Source organism: Paenibacillus sp. V4I9 (assembly GCF_030817295.1).
GTDB lineage: Bacteria > Bacillota > Bacilli > Paenibacillales > NBRC-103111 > Paenibacillus_E.
In genome coordinates this window covers 5,327,276-5,347,484 of sequence record NZ_JAUSZE010000001.1, presented here as the reverse complement: position 1 = coordinate 5,347,484, position 20,209 = coordinate 5,327,276, and the positions used below count along the sequence as shown (strand labels likewise).

General features: G+C 42.5%; 13 protein-coding genes and 1 pseudogene. 12 read left to right on the top strand and 2 right to left on the bottom strand.

The window, feature by feature from the left end:
- Nucleotides 1-91: 91 nt before the first annotated feature.
- Nucleotides 92-540 (bottom strand): annotated as a pseudogene (locus QFZ81_RS24875) (flavodoxin).
- 513 nt (nt 541-1,053) lie between these two features.
- Here QFZ81_RS24875 and QFZ81_RS24870 point away from each other — a divergent pair.
- The 5 genes from QFZ81_RS24870 to QFZ81_RS24850 all read left to right on the top strand — a co-directional run bounded on the left by QFZ81_RS24870 (nt 1,054) and on the right by QFZ81_RS24850 (nt 11,706).
- Complete coding sequence (locus tag QFZ81_RS24870; protein ID WP_307440559.1) at nt 1,054-2,097, top strand: S-layer homology domain-containing protein; 1,044 nt, start codon at nt 1,054-1,056, stop codon at nt 2,095-2,097.
- 10 nt (nt 2,098-2,107) lie between these two features.
- Complete coding sequence (locus QFZ81_RS24865; RefSeq protein ID WP_307605249.1) at nt 2,108-9,064, top strand: PKD domain-containing protein; 6,957 nt, start codon at nt 2,108-2,110, stop codon at nt 9,062-9,064.
- Nucleotides 9,065-9,179: 115 nt separating this feature from the next.
- Nucleotides 9,180-9,977, top strand: coding sequence for a Cof-type HAD-IIB family hydrolase (locus QFZ81_RS24860; RefSeq protein ID WP_307605248.1), 798 nt, complete (start codon nt 9,180-9,182; stop codon nt 9,975-9,977).
- Nucleotides 9,978-10,042: 65 nt separating this feature from the next.
- Nucleotides 10,043-10,342: a hypothetical protein gene (locus tag QFZ81_RS24855; protein WP_307605247.1), complete on the top strand. Its 300-nt coding sequence runs from the start codon at nt 10,043-10,045 to the stop codon at nt 10,340-10,342.
- Between the two features lie 284 nt (nt 10,343-10,626).
- Nucleotides 10,627-11,706: a hypothetical protein gene (locus QFZ81_RS24850; protein ID WP_307605246.1), complete on the top strand. Its 1,080-nt coding sequence runs from the start codon at nt 10,627-10,629 to the stop codon at nt 11,704-11,706.
- A gap of 67 nt (nt 11,707-11,773) precedes the next feature.
- Here QFZ81_RS24850 and QFZ81_RS24845 read toward each other — a convergent pair whose 3' ends face one another.
- Nucleotides 11,774-12,403, bottom strand: coding sequence for a nitroreductase family protein (locus QFZ81_RS24845; protein ID WP_307440568.1), 630 nt, complete (start codon nt 12,401-12,403; stop codon nt 11,774-11,776).
- 212 nt (nt 12,404-12,615) lie between these two features.
- Here QFZ81_RS24845 and QFZ81_RS24840 point away from each other — a divergent pair, with 212 nt between their 5' ends.
- The 7 genes from QFZ81_RS24840 to QFZ81_RS24810 all read left to right on the top strand — a co-directional run bounded on the left by QFZ81_RS24840 (nt 12,616) and on the right by QFZ81_RS24810 (nt 20,203).
- Entirely contained in the window at nt 12,616-12,885 is a 270-nt protein-coding gene (locus QFZ81_RS24840; RefSeq protein WP_307449508.1) for a hypothetical protein, read from the top strand.
- Between the two features lie 69 nt (nt 12,886-12,954).
- Nucleotides 12,955-13,428 carry a 6-carboxytetrahydropterin synthase QueD gene (gene queD, locus QFZ81_RS24835; RefSeq protein WP_171640389.1) on the top strand — a complete coding sequence of 158 codons (474 nt, stop codon included), beginning with the start codon at nt 12,955-12,957 and terminating at the stop codon, nt 13,426-13,428.
- Complete coding sequence (locus tag QFZ81_RS24830; RefSeq protein WP_307605245.1) at nt 13,428-14,108, top strand: 7-carboxy-7-deazaguanine synthase QueE; 681 nt, start codon at nt 13,428-13,430, stop codon at nt 14,106-14,108. Before queD ends, QFZ81_RS24830 begins: the two co-directional genes overlap by 1 nt.
- A 52-nt stretch (nt 14,109-14,160) precedes the next feature.
- Nucleotides 14,161-14,880, top strand: coding sequence for a 7-cyano-7-deazaguanine synthase QueC (gene queC / locus QFZ81_RS24825; RefSeq protein WP_307440575.1), 720 nt, complete (start codon nt 14,161-14,163; stop codon nt 14,878-14,880).
- Between the two features lie 33 nt (nt 14,881-14,913).
- Complete coding sequence (locus QFZ81_RS24820) at nt 14,914-15,591, top strand: response regulator transcription factor (RefSeq protein ID WP_307440577.1); 678 nt, start codon at nt 14,914-14,916, stop codon at nt 15,589-15,591.
- The gene (locus tag QFZ81_RS24815) at nt 15,588-16,988 is read left to right on the top strand and encodes a sensor histidine kinase (protein ID WP_307440579.1); all 1,401 of its coding nucleotides are present in this window, start codon (nt 15,588-15,590) and stop codon (nt 16,986-16,988) included. Before QFZ81_RS24820 ends, QFZ81_RS24815 begins: the two co-directional genes overlap by 4 nt.
- Nucleotides 16,989-17,098: 110 nt before the next feature.
- Nucleotides 17,099-20,203, top strand: coding sequence for an efflux RND transporter permease subunit (locus tag QFZ81_RS24810; protein ID WP_307605244.1), 3,105 nt, complete (start codon nt 17,099-17,101; stop codon nt 20,201-20,203).
- Nucleotides 20,204-20,209 lie beyond the last annotated feature (6 nt).

The following is a 20,209-nucleotide window of genomic DNA, read 5'->3' as shown; positions in this document are numbered from 1 at the left end:
ATCTAGCACACATATGACAATCGTTATGGCAAAAAGAGCCTGCGATCTGCCGTTTCAAACAAGAAACAAGCAGGCTCACAGGCCCCCTATACTATACGCCCAACGATTGCACGAACTGTTTGCCAAATTGTCGGCATAGTGCTTTGTCATTCTTTGAAGGAGACAGTTCAATCTTTAATCCTTCTAGAGTTACTTCTGCTCCAAGTTCCTTCAGCTTCGTCACTAATGTATCAACGGCAGCCCCATATTCGGAATAGGAAGAATCACATGATCCGAACACTGCCGCCTTTTTCCCATCTAACTGAATGTCATCCATCTCATCATAAAAGTCGAGGAAGTCGTCTGCTAAATCTCCGTCTCCCCATGTGTAACTGCCAAGTAGGATACCGTCATAGTGGGTAATCTCCTCAGCGTTCGTATCGATAACGTTCTTCACAACAGGCTCAACGCCTGCTTCTTTCAATCCTTCTGCTATCGCATCAGCCATCTCTCCGTATTACCTGTCATGCTTGCAAACACTATAATTATTTTTTTACTCATCCTAATTCCCCCTAAGTTTTATGATTTCATCCTCCGGCTTACGAAGTTCTACGGTTACTAAATCAAATAATGTCGATAGTTCTTGTACATTCATGGATTTCGTAATCTCTTGAGAATATGTCCACTTTTGATCTCGGTGACTTTCACTTTTTTTAACCATTTCAAACAAAAGTCCCACGTTCTAACACACTCCAATCTGAATCAAGCTATATTGATAATGATTTTCATTTTCATTTACTATTTCGAATGATAACCATTCTCATTTATAATGTCAATGCATTTGTAACAATTATCCAAAAAAACTTTAAGTTCAAGGAGGGGGATAACGAAGCGGAAAAGTAACATCTTAAAATTAGAGATTTACAAAACTACTAGTTTATGGTATTTTCAAACAAGAAGAATATGGAATGCGTGCGGAAGAACCGCCCATGTGTCGCTGTGTGCTAGGCGATTGCTGGGCGGTTTTTTATGTTATGCGATACTACTGATGACCAATAGAAAAAGGGGATTATTATGAGAAAAAGGTTTTCAATTATTTTATGTACGGTACTATGCACAGCATCCATCGGGTATGATGCGATTAACTCCTCAGCACAAAGCCCCATCAAGTTCATGGATACATCTCAGCATTGGGCAGAGCTGTCTATTCAAACAGCCGTTGAAAAGAAATACGTGGATGGCTATGATGATGGAAGTTTTAAACCGGATTTACCGATTAGCCGAGCAGAGTTTATCAAAATGTTATCTTCTGCAGCAGGTGAAAAAGTAGAAAAGGTTGAGGGGAATGATTGGTACGTTCCTTATGTTAACAAGCTGAAGGAGTTAAATGTTATCCCAGTGGAATTTCCGGAAAGATATAATGAGCCACTTCAACGCTTTGAAATGGCTATGTTAAGTGCTCGGAGTGTGGATAAGTCTCTGAAGGGGTCAATGCTTGATTCTGTTAAATTAGGGTTGATTCATGGTGTTAGTACGACAGATTTAGCGCCTTATGGTACTAGTACTCGAGCACAGGCGATTACGATAATTGAACGTATCTTGTCAGCTAAAAAGGGTGAGAAATTACCGGTAGATAAGTATGCTGCAAGTTCTGCTGAGATAGCTGCGACAGGCAGCAATGTAGGTACAATGCTTAGTTTGAAAGCGAAGGAGATTGGAACTACTTGGAATTATGCTGAGGGAGTTACTGTAAGGTTGAATAAACTTATCGTAGCCGATCCTGCTGATCCAGATGATCCTTACATGAAGCTAATCGATATGCGTACTTGGGAGCCAACAACCAGTAAAACTGACAACAAAGTTATTTTAGCAAACTTCACTGTATTTGTTACTGAAGCTGGTGTGGGAGCGCCAGATATGTTTCCTTCTCAAGTATTAAAACAGTTGGACACTTCAAATTATCTTTTGATGTCCGAACAGGCATTGACTCGGTGGATGAAATTTAATAAACCTCAGACTAACGAGGGTTATGTAGCCTACGCACTTCCTAATCGAATTGCTAATCTTGGAATTGTGTTTAATATTTTAAATACTGATACAATCTTAGCAATTAAGTAGGGGTGTGAACATGTTCCGTAAATTTCTTCACAGGGCAATGTTGTTTCTAATATTTATTGAGTTATTATTGCCAATCTTTGACCCAGGAGGTGCCAAAGCCGCCGCCTCATCTATTACATTGTATTATAATTTCGAACAAGGAATTTATAGCGCATCATCTGTTGCTGCCCAGTTTTCTTCGTCCGGAACTAAGACATTCACTAAGGATGTCACTTCACTTGTTGGTGGGACGATCACTGGGGTTACTTTAAATAATCAAGGTGGTTCTGGTGGTAATGCTTCATTTACAGCAACCACTATAACTTTGACCAGTTTAGCTGGTGGGAGCAGCACTGTTTATGGCAAGTCTGAGACAAATCCAATGCATCAAATTTATCGTCAACCGTCCGGTAAAATATGGGAACACAAGGGCTCGAAGACTATTCCAGTTGAGTTCGATGGTGCTAGTGGAAACCCTTCCCCGTATCCGGGAGCTATCCCATTGTGGGGGCGAAAAAGATACACATTAGTTGACAATTTTAATTATGGTGACTCTAGCACTTTTGGACCTGACTTACGTTACTCCTTTCAGTCACCCCTATACAGGACTAATGGTGCTAGTGGCGATAAAGAAGCTGATTACGGTAAAGAGGGCTATGCTGTTACCACAGCATATGAAGTGTCTCGGGCCACTAAATGGTACTTAAATCAATCTTCAGTTAGTTTGAGTGGTCTTGATGCAGATATAACTGATCCGGATAAGTTAGATCAAAATAGTATTTCCATAATTGGTGCTGAAAAGCCGAGTGCGGGGTATGGTGCAACACCCTTAGCTTATGGTAAAGGTGATTTTGCTGGAACTGGTATGATCCGCACTATGATGCTTTTAGACGGCACTGTACCCGCTAACCAGATTCATGATAGTCCCGACTCTGATGGCTCTGGTGGTTTGTCGCGTAACTATGAAATGTTCGCTATCGGACTTTGGAGCGGCACAACGTATAAGTATCAAATGTCTATAGACGTTTCTTATACTGCCCCAGTAAAAGCAGATCTAGCTTACGTATCAATTGATGCCGGAGCCTGTGTGCCACAAAACGTAAGAGTAAATATTACAATCAAATTTAAAAATATTGGCGTTGCAATTCCAAATGGTGATTCCTTCAGCATGACTCTTGCAGCGGATGGTACTGTGTTCAAGACATTCACTTATTCCTCTGGATTAGGTGCAGGTCAGACGATAACCGAATCAGTGCCGTATACATTCAGTAGCATGAAGAGCATCACCATGAATCTAGATTCCAATGATGATATCCCCGAAGCGAGTTCCAGCAATAACATACTTACTCAGATCATTACTCTCCAAGCCAGCTGTACACCAAGCGGTGGAAACTTTAACGGAACTACCTCAGCCGACAAGCCCTCAATTCCTTGGAAAGATTCCAACCTCATTAAAGCAGACTGGACGATTCCTTCTGGCTGCACCCCTGTTCAAGGAAGGTTCATTTTATCCCAAACTACAGGTGCATATATTCAATACGGTTGGAGTTCGTTAAGTAGTACTTCTGTGAGTGATATGTCCATTTTTGCCTATGGGATGATGGGCTTTACGGGTTATCCAGGCAATATTACAAGCGGTGAAGTGGCTATTGAATACAAGCTTGAGGATAGTTGTGGAGGAACTTCATATTTCTACGAAGGTAAGTTTACGGTTGGTCCTAAACCTCCAAATAGACCTCCTCAGTTCGAAATCGGTTGGTTTCCCGATAATGATTACTACAGCCGCACACCAATTGCAGAGGTTGTTGTTGGTGATAAATTAAATGTAAGGTTGTTGCCAGAAATTGCTCCTAATCACTACGATCCTGACGATGATATCGTAACTTTTGAGTGGTTGTTTCCAAGCAGCTCAAGTACTTGGATTAAGAGTTTTCCTTCTATGGGTTATCTAAAGGGAGAGGATAAACTTACGTGGCTGACGGCATCAACAGCCGGAGACCATACGATAACAGCGAAAATGTGTGATGATAAGGGAGCTTGTACGCAAAAGGATGCAACAATAACAGTCATGCGCCCGGAGCCAATTCCCTGTATTAACGTGCCAAACCGTGTCGTACAAAACCGTCCTCTACCAGCTAACGCGATTAATGGAGCGTGCAGCAAACCAGCTAGAAACAGAACGATAACGGAGTATTTCTGGACGAATAATCTCCCCGTTTATCCGAATGTTGGTATAGAGACGGTATCCCTGGAAGTCAAGGATAATTACGGGGTACGCAGCTTGCCTGAAAACATGGCTATTAAAAATATTAATGTAGTCGAGGATAAGCCCCCAGTAGCCGTTATCAACCTACCTATCTTTGCGGTAAGAGGAATTGTCCCGTTTAGGGATATGTCGTATAGTCCTGACGGAGATGTAATCGTAGAAACGTCTATTACATATGTTTACGATAGCAATGATGATGGAATATTCAATGATCATATGCCGTTAAATATACCGATATCCGTTGGTGGGCCGGCTATTCTTACAACTCCTAAGGTAGGCAAGTATAAATTAACGGTAAAAACAAAGGAGGATTGGGGTTTAACGAATACCAGAAGCTATGTGGTTGATATCAAAAATGATTCTCCCGAAGTTTCATTTACTGTCACAAGCGCGAATCCAGAACCTCCTATGTTTCATACAACATCGGAAAATGAAATGCTAATGGCATATGGGGGTCAGTGGCAAGGTTCATCTTTAACTAATCCTAATTTGAATAAAGTGAAGGATATTGGATTTACTTACAATACTGCTTCTAGTGGATTAACAGCTCATTATGGTAAACAGCCTTTCAATGGCCCTGCCACTGGATTAACGATTACTCCTGAACAGTACCAAAAAACAACCTATAACGCTTGGCATACCTTCCCAGTTCCTCAGTTATTTAATACACAATTTTTGGGTAACAGATATGGAGTTGGTTCTATTGGTTCCATTCCATTTTTTGACGGGACTAATACTAGGATAGATGGAGGGTTGGGAAACACATACGATTATAGTCAACAAAAGTATATCCCTAATAAACCTACACCTGATAACCCAGGAAAGTTCCTAGCTTATGATGCTAAAGGTGGAGCGTATTCGGTAGACTTCAATTCCGGATATTATAATGATAATGATTATAGTGAGACGTGGACTATTTATCGTAAAACTGCTGATGGTGCAGTATCTTGGAGTCGTTCTGGTCAATACAATTATGATGGTTGTTCTGGCGACTGTTCATCTAGTGAAAGTGGCGTAAGATCACCTCACGCTAACTTGAAATTAAACAATGATGGAACTAAGGTATCACTTGGAGGCACCTATTCCTATGGATGTTGGTGTGTAGTGACTACTTGGCTTGACGTAGAGACTGGATTAGAAGTACCTGCTAATACTATAACTCCTGCACCTACTCTAACAGGCATTTATGAGGACTCAGAAGTATATCTATATCGAGAACAACCAATGAATTTAACTACGGATACATATAGTTCTGGGAGTTGGGGTTCTAGCAGTAACCGAGCAGGAACAGTTAGTGAATACTTTGTATCTTACAATAAACAAACGGGTGTTACTAAAAAGATAGAAATATACAAGGATATCTACTTCAATAATCGTTCAAGGAGTGAGGATGGAAGCGTAATACGAGGGGACGGTTCAGATAGCGATAGTTCAACTTTAATAGATGTGAATTATTCTGTATCGGCTGATGGATATGTCTATATCGTTGATGGGATGAACAAAATCGTAGTTGCCGATAAATATGCAAACCAACTCGCTTCATATACGACCAAAGGAACAAGACCAACTAATACCTTCTCACACGAACAAACTCTTCAAGAGAGGTTTAGATATACGGTATCCTCGGCAGGATTAAGTGCAGATGGAGAGTTTCAAGTCGTTCTTCAAGAAGAGCATTACAAGTTGAGAAGATGGAACTTCCAGTGGACGTCTTGCGCTCCTTGTAGTGTAGGCAGCTATATTTCTCACTATGATGAAGATGATAGTCAATCTGAACGTAAATTCTACTACTATAAGATAAATGGTGGAACGACTAGTCCTTCTAGCTACGCTTTAGCGGAAATTGGTCAAACCATGAAGAAGGATACGAGTGTTGCAGACGCAGATTACGTGTTCGATTTCTTACAGTCAAGTGTGAATACGAATGTGAATGCTCCTTCTGGTTTAATCTTCAGGGCAGCGGATAACAATACGATGTATCGATTAGAGTTTACAACAAACAAAATAAGCTTATCGAAGCTCGTTGGTGGTATGCGTACCGAGTTACGGTCAACGCCAGTCTGGTTGTCTACGACATCTTTTAACAACATGAAGGTTAGTGTTAGAGGTGGAAAAATAAAGGTGAGGATGGGTACAGTTCCTATTATGGAAATAACCGATCTTGCATTAACAGAAGGTACTTATGGGTTTTTCATTGGCGGATATGGTTCTCACTTCCGTAACTTCTATGTCAAAGTACCAATTGTAGATAACAATAAAATTAGCGATACCGGCATTGCGGGAGAAGAACTGACGTACTCTACGGAGTTTATGGATCCTGAAAGTGATGATCATTTGATTAGTAAGGATAAATGGAAGTACGAGCATACGAACTCTACGAAATTTTTAGATTCGGGGGATGGTAAAAGTGGAATTTCTGCTTACAATAATCAAACAATTAATGGAGATCCGATAAAAACACTGGATAAGGTAGGGGTTTATAAATTAACCTTTATTGGTGCAGATGATCCTACACCTGTTGGCTTTAAATATCCGAATTCAGCCTTTGCTGAGTACCTGTCTGAATCTGACCCGTATTCTAGAAATGTATTGATCCATCGAAGACCTATAGGGGTTTTGAATGTAAATCAAGATATTTATTATAACGTTACTTACGATGATCAGAGCTATGATCCTGATCGTTGGTTAAACAACTGGACTTACTCTACGGAACCAACTGGCATTGATTATTCGGCTTCTCGAGGAATTATTGAGCGAAGATACGAATACATAAAGCCAGGTGGTACAACTGTAAATGGAAAATTAACGAGAGTAAAAGAAATGGGGGCTTATACGTTTAGGGTAGCTGTAAAAGATGAATACGGTGCGTGGTCTGATTGGGCAGAAGCTATATTGTGGCTAGACGCACCACCTGCGAATCATGCGCCTTTCGTTGATATCACAAGCCATACGAGTACGGATATGAATAATCCGTCTGGATCAGCAGGGAATAATCCTTTATTTACTTGGAATGCGGTAGATTACGATGCTGATAGCCGAATTGTACGTTCGGAAATAGAAGTGCAATACTACTATTACAACTACTACAATAACCCGCAATATCAATGGGTTAGTCAGAATAACCCTGTTGTTGCTAGAACGCATAATTCGCTTAGTGATGGTAACGTTGTTTCGTTGAATTATTCCTACCCGATGACCGTACAGCCTAATCAAACATATAAGGTGAGAATTAGAGTTCAGGATGAAAAGGGTGAATGGTCAGGTTGGTCTGAGAGATATTTCGCAAAAGGCTTCCCTCCAACCGCAACTCTGACTTATCCGAATGGCACGCAGTCTAGTCCTACTCCTATCACTTCTGGAATTTTGAAACCTTCTTGGAATCAGAGTGATGCAGATGTTCCTACGGAATACCGTACATTCCAATACCGTATTTTAGACGCTAATGGTGTTCAAATTCAGTATACTCAATATGGTTATGTGTACGATGCTCAAAGGTACGGTAACTATGCACACTTCTGTAGTTATGATAGCGAAAGTAACTCTTGGAACGACTGTGATTACTATACAAGCGCTACTACTTGGAATACTCATGCTACAGAGTGGTTTTATCTTCCGTACATCCAAGATCAAAATGGCCCTTTCCAAGTTCAAGTAAGAGTTCATGATGAAAGATATTGGTCAGAATGGTCAAACTCTGGTTGGTTCACAACGAATAGACCGCCAGTAGCCAGCATGACGATTCCAAGCGGGACGCAAGCTGCTCCTACCATTTTCTCTGAGCTGCGGCCTACCTTTGAGTGGAGCCAAACCGATCCTGATCCGGGTACAACCTTCACTTATTTCCAAATGCAAATTACCAATGAGGTTAACGATGTACTGTTGCTGGACTCAGGGCAGTTCTACCAAGGAACGGTTTCTAACGTGGGGAGTTGGATGGTTAATCAGGAACTTCCAGCTGGTCAAAAACTCCGCGTCAGAGTTAGAGTATTTGATGGGGTTACTTGGTCTGATTATTCAGCGCAAACATGGTTTTATATCAATCGAGCGCCTGTAGCCGAATTTGACTGGAATCCAAAGCCGGTTTGGGAAGGGGATATAGTGACAAGTATGAATACCTCTTTCGACCTAGATGGTGATGTTCTAACCTATGCGTGGAACTTAGAGCAGCCTGACGGGGTTACTTTCACTTTTTCTACTAAGGATATTTCTCATCGCTTCCTAAAGCCTGGTATGTATAAGGTGTCGTTAACCGTATCAGATGGACGTCTTTCTAATACCTTAATCAAAATGATTGCTGCGATGCCCTTGACGATTCATTCGGATGTAACTTATACAGACAACTGGCTGATTTTGCATGAAAAGAGCGGTCACCAAACGGTTTCGGCACCTAAGGATTTCTACTCTGGGGAAATTTTCATAGTTTCTAGCAAGAGTTCACCTGCTCCTGTAGACGAAGTGACAGCTTGGATTGATACGACAGGGTTAGATGGGCATGCGCTTTATGTGTCTGAGCGTTTAGTTGCATCAGGAGGGGATGCGACCTCTTTTAGCGGAGAACTATTTGATGCGAAATTCCAGTCATTTGCTGAGGGCTTGCCTCAAGGACTGCAAACCATTCATTTTCAAATTCGATACCACAACGGTGTTGTGAAAACAGAGGACATTCCTGTCCAAATCATTGGCAATGTCAATAAATCAGTCGGAGTTCATAGGGTTCAATAATTGGAGGCAGTTATCTTCGGATAGCTGTCTTTTTTATGTAAATTCGATGAATCCAATGTCTTCCTATGGTACAATAGGTCGATAAAAAGGCGAAGCATAAGGGAGAGCGAAAATCTTGAGATATCGATTAATTGCACTTGATGTAGACGGAACTCTTTTAAATGATGAGCATGAATTAACAGAACGCACGATTGAAACGATTCAGGAGGTACATGATCAAGGGTGTCACATTGTGCTATGTACGGGAAGAGCTCCAGCTAGCACGCTGCCAATTCTTGGGCAGCTCGGGCTTGAGGGAACGATGATTACGCATAATGGCGCGGCGACAGTTCACGCGGATGAACGGGGTCAGACGTTGGTGAATGAGTTTGCTTTTACGCTTCCTGAAATTGAGCCTATGTTGGATTATGTGCGGAGAAAAGGTATTCATTTCGATGTATGTACCTCTTTTAACATGTATATTGAACGGATCAGTGAGTATGAAAAACAGATGTACCAAAAGTTTCTGATCAACCCCAAACTCGTAACAGATGTCTCGGAGCTGGGGCTGCCGATTGTGAAATTTACACTTTTTAGCCAAAATGAGTTGGATCGCGTTCAAGAGGAATGGGAAGAACAGAAGCTATACGGTCATTTACGGATGATTCGCAGTGGCGACCTCTTTATTGATGTGATGAGTGCAAAGGCCAATAAGGGCAATGCTTTGAAAGCTTTGGCTGCTTCATTAGAGATTGATCCTAGTGAGATCATGGCTATCGGGAATTATTACAATGACCTGGAAATGATGGCATTTGCCGGACTCGGCATTGCTGTGGAGAATTCGCCTGAGGGCGTGAAAGAAGCAGCGGATGCGGTAACCTCCTCTAATAACGACGAGGGTGTACGTGAGGCTATCTTGAAATACTGTTTATAATATAAAAATTCGACAAAATCCTCGGTTTTCGAGGGTTTTTGTCGTTTATGGGGTTCTTCCATATTATGACGCATGGTAGAATAAGAGAAAGAAAAATTGATATCGGTGGTGTAAAGATGGGGAAAGCGAAGAAAGCTTATAGTAAAAGGGAGAAATTAATAGGGGCAATTGCTAGTACGGCGATTATGGCTGTACCTTTTATGGTGGCTCCTGCTCAACAGGGGTATGCAAACATTGAAACACCTTATGTAACTCCTTCAGCTACTCCAGCAATTCCAGCAACTCCAGTAGAAAAAATAACGACGATTGTTATACCATTAAACGGAACCAAATATATCGATTTAGATTCATTATACAGTGCGTAATATATGTCTGTCGCACAGAAGTTTTCTGTAGCGAGGACAGTATATTCAAATGTGTTAAGGCAATATCCGCGCCTGTTACACGTCATTGTTCAACGACTCGCAACCATTGAAGCCGAACGCCTACGCTTAAATGATCACAATTAATAGAAAAAGGATGGTTCCATGTCATGTACCATGACGCGGGGAACTGTCCTTTTTAGTTTATCCTGAATACTCATAATTTGGACGATGTTGGGACAATCTACAGAAGAATCATAAGATCTGTAGAGGAGGCGAGTAAAGTCGTGGCCGATATTATGCTTAGACCCGACCTGAAAACGGCAGGCGGAGAAGTCTGCGATATTATGTACAATGGGAAGTTTGTCGGTACGTTAACGCTAGTCTACAGGGAATCGGATCGACTCAAAGGCTCGATTCATCTGGAGCAGCAGTCCATTACGATCATGGACAAACAGAAGGTGTATGAATTCGTTCAGTCGTACATTCAGAATGTCATTGATGCACTGGCTATTGAAGAGTGTGAGGTTTTAGTTAGTTATAGTGATTATGATTTCGTTATCGCGTCAGATCATGCCTTAGAGCCTACCATGCTTGAAGGTGACTCGCATTCGTACACCCGTCACGAACATGACGATGAAGTGGATTATGAATGGGTAAGGGACGAAACCAGATTCGATGACATCGATTCAGAGAATGCTCCGGATAAAATGGATATGATTCAGGAACGCAAGAATCAACAGGACTATGAACTTGTTATTGTAGGTGAAAGTAGAAACCGTGTGGATTATCATGTTTATGATAACGACTCGGAGCTTATTGCTGAAATTACTCTTCATATGTATGGTACTGATGTGATTGGAGATATAACATGGAGATTCGATCCTTTTGATGAGGAAATGGATAGGGTTTCGGAGCTCATCGTCGAAGATTTCAATGAGGATGAAACGGATTCGTTTATTTTAAACATGATCTATAATGGGGAAACCGTAGATACGGTGGAATTAACGCACATTGATTTATTAGATTTGGTTGATGACGTAGAAGAAGATACAATGTCTCTTTCTCCAGAGGATTACACGATTCATTTGGCTAGAGATGATGGCGATACACTCACATATGAAATTTATCAGCAATCCTATGGTGGTTTGCCTATTGGTACTGCAACGGTGGACATTAGTTCTCGTCAGCTAACAGGATTCATTGATTTCCGCGAGCCAGGAGATTCGGATGATCGAGAGCTCATTGCGACATTATTGCTTGAAGAGTTGGATAAAGAAAAAGAGTATGAAACGTTCAATGTATCCATGCTGTATAGAAATAAGCTAATTGATGAAATTTGGTTCGAAACGGATCAGTATCATTGAGCTAGCACCAAATGAAAAAAAAGGCATGAACTTCCATAATAGATGGAAGTCATGCCTTTCTGTTTAATTAAAAAGTGTTGGAAACAGTGATTTGATCTAAGGAAAAGCGTCCTGCGGATCTTGCTGGAGTAGCAGCCAAACCTACGCTAATCAGCATAACAGGTACATAACGTGCTGGAACGTTGAAAGCTTCAACGAATTTAGCAGCATCATAACCACCCATTGGGCATGTGTCATAGCCAAGTGCTTTAGCAGCAATCATAAGCTGCATAGCAGCTAAGGATGCGTTACGAATAGCTTCGTCACGAGCAACTTGTGGGTATTGATATGCGCCTTCGATTTGAGCGGCAAGAGTGTCATACAATTCTTTTGACATGTGACCAGCTTCCACAGCCGGGCCGAAAACCAGTTCAGTATTTTTATTAGCTTCAAGGTCGCCCAGAATAGCGATAACAACGGAGCTTTCCACGATTTGCTTTTGTCCATATGCGATAGGGTGCAATTTCTCTTTTTGAGCTTGATCTTCAATAACGAGAAGCTTCCAGTGTTGAAGGTTCCATGAAGATGGTGCTTGCGACGTAGACGTCAGCAGCTGTTCTAGATCGGCTTTCGGCATTTTGTGTCCAGCTTGATATTGCTTTACGGAATGACGGTCTTCTAAAACTTTCAAAACTTCGGATTTAACTTCTGTACTCATTAGGTTTCCCTCCAAGGTTATAAATTCTTTTTAGTGTGTTTCCGTTGCTTAAAAGCATTCGTTTTTAGCATTTGAAAAAAAATCAATCAGTTAACCAACAAATAACAATTACTGTAATCATAAATGTTATAGTTTAAGTTGTCAAGAGAGTCTTTCGCGATGTCGGAAAATGTTGGATAATGGAAGCAAGAAAGGGGATGTTCCTCTTGAAAATGACGCAAAAAGAGCTGAGTCACCTTATATTTTTATCAGAAGTTGTCCTCACCGGCAAGAAGAAGAGCCTTATGGATGAGACGCTGCAATGTTTGCTTTATATTGTAAAATCAGTTGAAGAGGTTGAGCTTCCCGATACTGTGGTTGATCAAATTGAAAGTCTTACAGCTCTAATTGAATCGGATTTACGTAATGAGAATGAACGGATTCAGGAGATTCGCGGTCATTTGGACTGGTCTCAAAAGGGAAGACGAAAACAGCAAGATTGATTGTGAAAAACGGTCTCTTCGTGATAGAATGTAGAGTACTGTTTTTTTCATAATTATGAGGTGATAGATATGAGCTATGATATCCCCAGAGATGTGCAAATGTTGGGGCGTGACATCCAAGAGAACCAATTAAAATATCATCATAAATCCGTTTTGATTTCCAAAGAATTTACGTTTGACAGTGCGCATCATTTGCATTGTTATGAAGGGAAATGTAAAAATCTGCACGGACATACCTATAAGCTGCAAGTTATTATGCGCGGAAAAGTGGATAGCCGGGGGATCGCTATAGATTTTGGTGATATTAAACGTATTGCAAAAGAACGTGTCGTTGACCGATTGGACCATAAATATTTGAATGATGTGCTGCCTGCTATGAATACAACCGCTGAAAATATGGTCGTCTGGATGTATGAGGAAATTCATCAAGCTTTGCTTGAGGAACAACTTTATCCAGCGATCATGCTGGAAGAAATCCGGCTGTGGGAAACGCCGACTAGTTATGCGGCCATCACACGCTCGATGATGGAGGAGGATGTGTAATGCGAGATATCCGCATTCCGATGGTCGAGATCTTCGAGACGGTTGAAGGCGAAGGGACCCGTGCCGGGTTCCCGACGGTCTTCGTCCGTCTTTTTGGTTGCAACCTGCGCTGTACCTGGTGTGACACCAAGTACAGCTACCCGCCCGCGGAAGCGGAGAACGTCATGACCATTGCTGAAATTGTCAGCAAGGTCCAGACGTACCGCTCCCGGCATATTTGCCTTACCGGCGGCGAGCCGCTCCTGTACGGCGAGAAGTCGCTCGCGTTAATCGACGCGCTCGCAGAGCTGGAGCAGGTCGATGACCTGCATATCGAGACGAACGGCGCGATCGATCTCGCACTGTTTGTAGAGCGTGTCGCATCGCCGAAGGTGCGATACATCATGGACTTTAAGCTGCCCGACTCAGGCGAGATGGGGCAGATGATCATGAGCAATTTCGCCCTGCTGCGCGAGCAGGACGAGTTGAAGTTCGTCATCGGCAGCGAACACGACTTCCGCACCGCGGTGGAAGTGCTTGAGCAGCATCCGACGAAGGCGCTGCCGATGTTCAGCCCGGTGTGGGAGACCATGCCGCCGCGCAAGCTCGTCGAGCATATGCTTGACGCAGGGTTGTCCAAGGTGAAGCTGAACTTGCAGCTGCATAAGATCATTTGGGATCCAGCGATGCGCGGCGTTTAGAGCGCGTATCTACTGATTTATCCATTTTTCACATGAAGAAAAAGAGGTGTCTATGATGAACGTAAGCAACGAAAATAAGAAAAGAGCCGTCATCATTCTAAGTGGCGGATTAGATAGTACAACGTGCATGGGACTTGCCAAAGAAGCAGGATACGAGCTATATCCGATTTCTTTTGACTATGGTCAGCGTCATAAAATCGAAATCGAGAATGCCAAGCAAGTCGCTGAGCATTATGGGGTCAGTGGTCGTCATAAGATCATCAAGCTAGATTTCTTGCGCGATTTCGGCGGCAGCGCATTAACGGATGATAACATTGATGTTCCTAATGTTGTGGATGGATTAACGGAAGGGTCAGAGGAATCTGAAATCCCAGTGACGTATGTACCTGGACGCAATTTGCTATTCCTTTCCATTGCTACCTCTTATGCAGAAGTAACGGGATCAGAAGCCATCTATATCGGAGTGAATGCCCTCGACTACAGTGGATATCCGGATTGTCGTCCGGAATTTATTCATAAAGTTGAAGAAGTGATTGCCCTTGCGACCAAGGTCGGTGTTGAAGGAAAAGGGATCACGATTGAAACCCCGCTCATTGATTGGACCAAGGCTCGAATTGTGCAAGAAGGCTTGAAGATCGGCGTTCCTTACGAGTTAACTACGTCTTGTTACAATGGAAAAGCGGAAGCTTGCGGTGTTTGTGACAGCTGCCGTTTACGGTTGAAAGGTTTTGAAGAGGCGGGTTCAAAAGATCCAATCCCGTATCTATCATAAAAGTTTCCTGCTTGAAGAAAGGCGGAGCGTTTCGTGACCAGAATCATGGTGGTGGATGATGACGCAGATATCAGAGAGCTGATTCGCGTTTATTTGGCTGGAGAAGGCTTAACGGTCATGCAGGCAAGCAATGGACAAGAAGCGCTCAGCATGCTTGAAACAACACCGGCGGATTTAGTCGTATTGGATGTCATGATGCCTTTGATGGACGGTTGGGAACTTTGTCGCGAATTAAGGGCGCAATATGCAGATTTGCCTCTCCTAATGGTGACAGCCAAAAGCGAGTCTGTCCACAAGGTGAAGGGCTTTCAGCTTGGCACGGATGACTATCTTGTGAAGCCTTTTGACCCCGTGGAGTTGGTGATGCGTGTAAAAGCTTTGCTTAAACGTTATCGGATCAACGCTTCTCAAACGATCACACTTGGTAATGTGATTATTGATCGTACAGCATTTGAAGTCCGTTTACAGGATCAACGATTGGCTCTTCCTTTAAAAGAGTTCGAGCTTCTCTATAAGCTTGCCAGTTATCCTGCCCAAATCTTCACACGTACGCAGCTTATTGAGCAGATCTGGGGTATGGATTATGAAGGTGATGACCGAACGGTTGATGTGCATGTTAAACGTTTGCGCGAGCGGTTTGAATCACTGACGGAAGAATTTCGTATTACGACTATTCGCGGACTTGGATACAGGCTCGAGGTGAAGCCATGATTAAGATTAGGTCGCTTTATCTGCGCGTTGTGCTGACATTTCTGACCATTGTTGTGGTTAGTGTGTCAGTCGCCTTTCCGCTGGCAACGGTCTTTTTCAGAAATCTGATTACCACGGAATTTCAAGCAGATATGCTCGCGATAGGCCGGCAGCTAGTCACGTTGAGTGAAGACATTCAGCCGAAAAATCTTGATTCTTTTGTGACAGGTAGCAACCGATTGAATGATAACTACATCTTGACTTTATTTTACGAAAACGGTGAGCCGGCGACGGCGATTTCTTTTGACAAAAAAGGGAATCCTCTTATTGAAGCGTCGGAAGTGGCCTATGTTCTAAATGGCAGCGTTTATAAAAGCCTGGACTATGGGATGCCCAAAGATCCATTCAATCGGGTTAAGGTAGGACTGCCTCTCCAAGTTGATGGCAAAACTTTTGCCCTTTTCATTCATCCAAACTTCTCCGAGGCAGCTCGTCGTCAAGTGCAGACAGCTGTCATTACTGTACTTCTCATCGTACTTATTGTCGGCAGCTTGCTCATTCTCATCGCATCTCGCTATCTGGTAAATCCACTAAAGAAGTTGACATTGGCTACGGAACGGTTAGCTCGAGGCAATTTCAATGTGCATGTTTCTGTGAAGCAAAAGGATGAACTAGGGCAGCTAGCTCAAAGCTTTAATCATATGGCTGGCGAACTGAAACAGCTGGAGCAGATGCGGCAAGACTTTGTTTCGAATGTTTCCCATGAAATCCAGTCCCCTCTAACGTCGATTCGAGGCTTTTCCAAGGCACTAAGGGGTTCAGAAATTGACGAGTCAGAGCGTGGACGTTACTTGGAAATCATTGAACGTGAGAGTGAGCGGTTATCTCGCCTCAGTGATAATTTATTGAAGCTAGCCTCTCTGGAATCGGAACATCATCCTTTTCACCCCACCACATACGATCTAGATGAACAGCTGCGTAGAATTGTTGTTTTTTATGAACCCCAGTGGTCAGAGAAACAGCTTGATATGGATTTGTCTTTACCAAGAGTGAAAATATCGGCGGATGCGGATCAATTAAATCAGGTTTGGATGAATTTAATTGGAAACGCAGTCAAATTTACGCCTCCAAATGGACACATTTACGTGAAACTTGTTCCTCTAAGAGATCGTGTACAGGTATGGATTCAAGATAATGGGATTGGGATTCCAGAAGAAGATCAAGGACGAATATTTGATCGATTCTACAAAGTAGATCAGTCTAGGCAGCGTGATGGTGGAAGCGGGCTCGGGCTTGCTATCGCCAGGAAAATTATCGATATGCACGAAGGTTCGGTTGAGGTTCAAAGCGAACAAGGTAAAGGAACTTTATTCTTGGTCACTCTACCGATATTGACCTATTTACTCCAAAAAATATAAAAATGAATGAAAAACTTGGATGCCTCATGCCAAGTTTTTTTGTTTGTTCATATTGGGTTCATATTCAGAATGTATCTTAAACGTAATCAGTTGATGAGGGGAGTACAGGAATGAATCGATTAACACAGTTTTCCATGAAGAATGTCTCGGCATTATTCATTATCATGATCATGCTTTTTGTAGGCGGTTTATATTCATCTTCGCAGCTTAAAGTAGAGAACATGCCAAACGTTTCGTTTCCAGTAGTTGCTGTAACAACTACCTATACTGGAGCGCCCAAGGATGTCATGGATGAAATTACGGCTCCGATTGAAGAGAAGCTAGCGAACATTGAAGATCTGGATTCCATAACTTCAACTTCGAGTGATAATTTCTCCATGATTATCATTATGTTCAAACAAAATGTAGATATTGATAAGAAAAAACAGGCCGTGCAAGATATGCTGGCTGAAGTTTCTCTTCCAGCAACGGCAGGTGCGCCTAAAGCCTCCACCTTTGGTGCGGCATCCTTCCCTTCGAATTACTTAGTCGCTTATGCAAAGGACGGGGTAAGCCAAACAGAGCTCGACAAGTCTTTTAAAGATAAAATCAAGCCGGGTCTTGAAGGGATTAAAGGGATCGACCATATGGACGTTATTGGGGCCAGAAGCACATCGCTCGATATTGAGCTAGATGCTGCTGCGCTTGATGTGTATGGATTGTCACCGGCTCTAGTGAGCAATGCGATTAATTCCGCCGCAACGAAGAGTCCGATCGGTAATGTAGAAATTAGCGGCAATAATAAGATGACTCGTGTCACTGGTAATTTATCAAGCTTGTACGATTTGGAGCAGGTCGAAATCACTACACCTAAAGGAGATATTGTAACACTGGATCAAGTCTCCAAGGTAAAGGCGATAACGGAATCTGACTTCAACGGCAGACTGGATGGTAAGCCAGCTATTGGTATGATTTTGTACAAAGCAGGTAGTGCAAATGCGGTTGATTTCTCAGGATCCATCGAGAAGCTGATTCATGAGTGGGAAACGACCCTACCGAACATTACTTTCAAAAACACTTATGATAGTGCAGATCAAATTAAAGAGTCCATCACAGGACTTGTACGTGAAGGAGTTGTAGGGGCGATATTGGCTTCCTTAATGATTCTCATTTTCTTGAGGAACATTCGGATGACACTCATTGTTCTCGTCTCGATTCCACTTTCCATTTTGATCACATTGTTATTAATGTCGACATTAGACTTAACGCTTAATACGATGACACTCGGTGGTATTTTTATCGCAGTAGGTCGTGTAGTCGATGATTCCATCGTTGTTATCGAGAACATATATGCTTCATTGGAAAAAGCGCAGGAACGCAAAGAATCCGTCATTGCCTTGGCAACAAAGCAGGTTTCGATGGCTATTACGTCCTCAACTCTGGCAACCGTAGGGGTTTTTGCTCCACTTGCTTTGGTAACGGGTGTTGTGGGAGGGTTCTTTAGACCTTTTGCCTTAACCATTGCTTGCGCACTTTTATCTTCCTTAATTGTAGCTTTAACGGTTATTCCGATGCTTGCTAAATTGCTCGTTCTTCGCAGCAAGCCGGGTAAAGGTCACCATGATGAATCAAAGCCAACCAAATTAACAGCATTTTACGAAAAGGCATTGACGTGGAGTTTGAAAAATCGGATTAAAACATTGTTAATTTCAGGACTTATGCTTGTAGTCACCATTGCGGCGACAGTACCTTTCCTATCGGTTTCGTTCTTGCCTAGCTCGAAGCCAGCGACAACGATGTACTTCCAGTTAAAAATGCCGTATGCAACTTCTTTTGAGGCTACGGATATGAAAACGAAAGAAATTGAAACCGTCTTGCTAGATACGAAAGATTCCAATGGCGAGCCCGTGTTCAAATTCGTTGAAGCGTTAGTCGGTTATGCAGGCAAAGACGATGAGCGAACGCCTTATGCTTCACAGATTTTTGTTCAAGTAAATGATAAGGTTGATCCGAATCAAGTGAAAGACCAAATGAAAGATTATATTCTCTCTGAACTGCCGAGCGGATCTGAAGTAGAGCCTAAATCCATGGAAGGTGACTTCGGTGTATCATCGACTGACTTTGCCTATACCCTGCAGGGTGAGGATCAGCTTCAATTAGAGAAAGCAGCCGGTTTGGTTAAAGAGAAGCTAAATACATTCACGGAGCTTAGTGAAATTGAAGATAACCTGAGTGATGCCAAAACAGAAATAGAAATTACTGTGGATCAGAAAAAAGCGAGAGCATACGGATTAAGCTCATCAACTGTTCGTGATACCGCACGTGCCTGGATTCAAAAGCAAAATCTAGGAGATATGAAATTCGATAATATCGTTTATACGACAACGGTATCGTTAGACAAATCGGACAAAGATACGTTAGAAAAACTAGGTAATATCCCATTGACGGGATCAAATGGTTCAAAGGTTTTATTGAAGGAAGTAGCTAAGGTCAATGAAACGAAAGGCGCTGCTTCGCTTGCACGTGAGGATCAGCAGCAGCTAGTGAAAGTAACTGCAAAAATCAATTCAGCTGACAAAACTGGTGTGAGTGCCAAAATCAGCGCCGCAATGAAAGATATCGAATTGCCTGAAGGCGTGACACCCAAAATAACTGGCGTTTCGGATGATGTGAATGAAAGCTTCATGCAGCTGTTCATCGCGATGGCTGCCGCCATATTCGTGGTTTACTTGATTATGGTTTTGGCATTTGGAAACGCTAGTGCACCATTCGCCATCTTGTTCTCTTTACCACTTGCTGTTATTGGGGGTCTTCTCGGACTTGTCATAGCGAGAGAACCGTTAACGGTAACCTCTATGATTGGTTTCCTGATGCTTATTGGGATCGTAGTGACGAATGCGATTGTATTAATCGATCGTGCTCAGCAGCTGCGCGAAGAAGGATACACGGTACGTCATGCTCTAATTGAAGCGGGGAAAGTAAGACTTCGTCCCATTATTATGACTGCTGGAGCTACCATTATGGCATTGGTTCCTCTTGCGCTCGGTATTTCTGGAGAAGGCGGATTAATCGGTAAAGGACTGGGTGTAGTCGTTATCGGTGGTTTGATTACCTCTACGCTATTGACACTAGTTGTCGTACCAATTGTGTACGAATTGATTGAAAGTATAAAGAACCGTATAGGTCGTCTATTCAATCGTAAGAATGTAAACGAAAAAACGATGTTAGAGGTATAAGGAGGC

What these genes read in the sequence shown, in the direction of transcription:
- QFZ81_RS24830 (WP_307605245.1), top strand. Translation starts at nt 13,428, where the DNA reads ATGCGAGATATCCGCATTCCGATGGTCGAGATCTTCGAGACGGTTGAA.
- queC (WP_307440575.1), top strand. Translation starts at nt 14,161, where the DNA reads ATGATGAACGTAAGCAACGAAAATAAGAAAAGAGCCGTCATCATTCTA.
- QFZ81_RS24865 (WP_307605249.1), top strand. Translation starts at nt 2,108, where the DNA reads ATGTTCCGTAAATTTCTTCACAGGGCAATGTTGTTTCTAATATTTATT.
- QFZ81_RS24815 (WP_307440579.1), top strand. Translation starts at nt 15,588, where the DNA reads ATGATTAAGATTAGGTCGCTTTATCTGCGCGTTGTGCTGACATTTCTG.
- QFZ81_RS24845 (WP_307440568.1), bottom strand. Translation starts at nt 12,403, where the DNA reads ATGAGTACAGAAGTTAAATCCGAAGTTTTGAAAGTTTTAGAAGACCGT.
- QFZ81_RS24840 (WP_307449508.1), top strand. Translation starts at nt 12,616, where the DNA reads ATGACGCAAAAAGAGCTGAGTCACCTTATATTTTTATCAGAAGTTGTC.
- QFZ81_RS24870 (WP_307440559.1), top strand. Translation starts at nt 1,054, where the DNA reads ATGAGAAAAAGGTTTTCAATTATTTTATGTACGGTACTATGCACAGCA.
- queD (WP_171640389.1), top strand. Translation starts at nt 12,955, where the DNA reads ATGAGCTATGATATCCCCAGAGATGTGCAAATGTTGGGGCGTGACATC.
- QFZ81_RS24855 (WP_307605247.1), top strand. Translation starts at nt 10,043, where the DNA reads ATGACGCATGGTAGAATAAGAGAAAGAAAAATTGATATCGGTGGTGTA.
- QFZ81_RS24810 (WP_307605244.1), top strand. Translation starts at nt 17,099, where the DNA reads ATGAATCGATTAACACAGTTTTCCATGAAGAATGTCTCGGCATTATTC.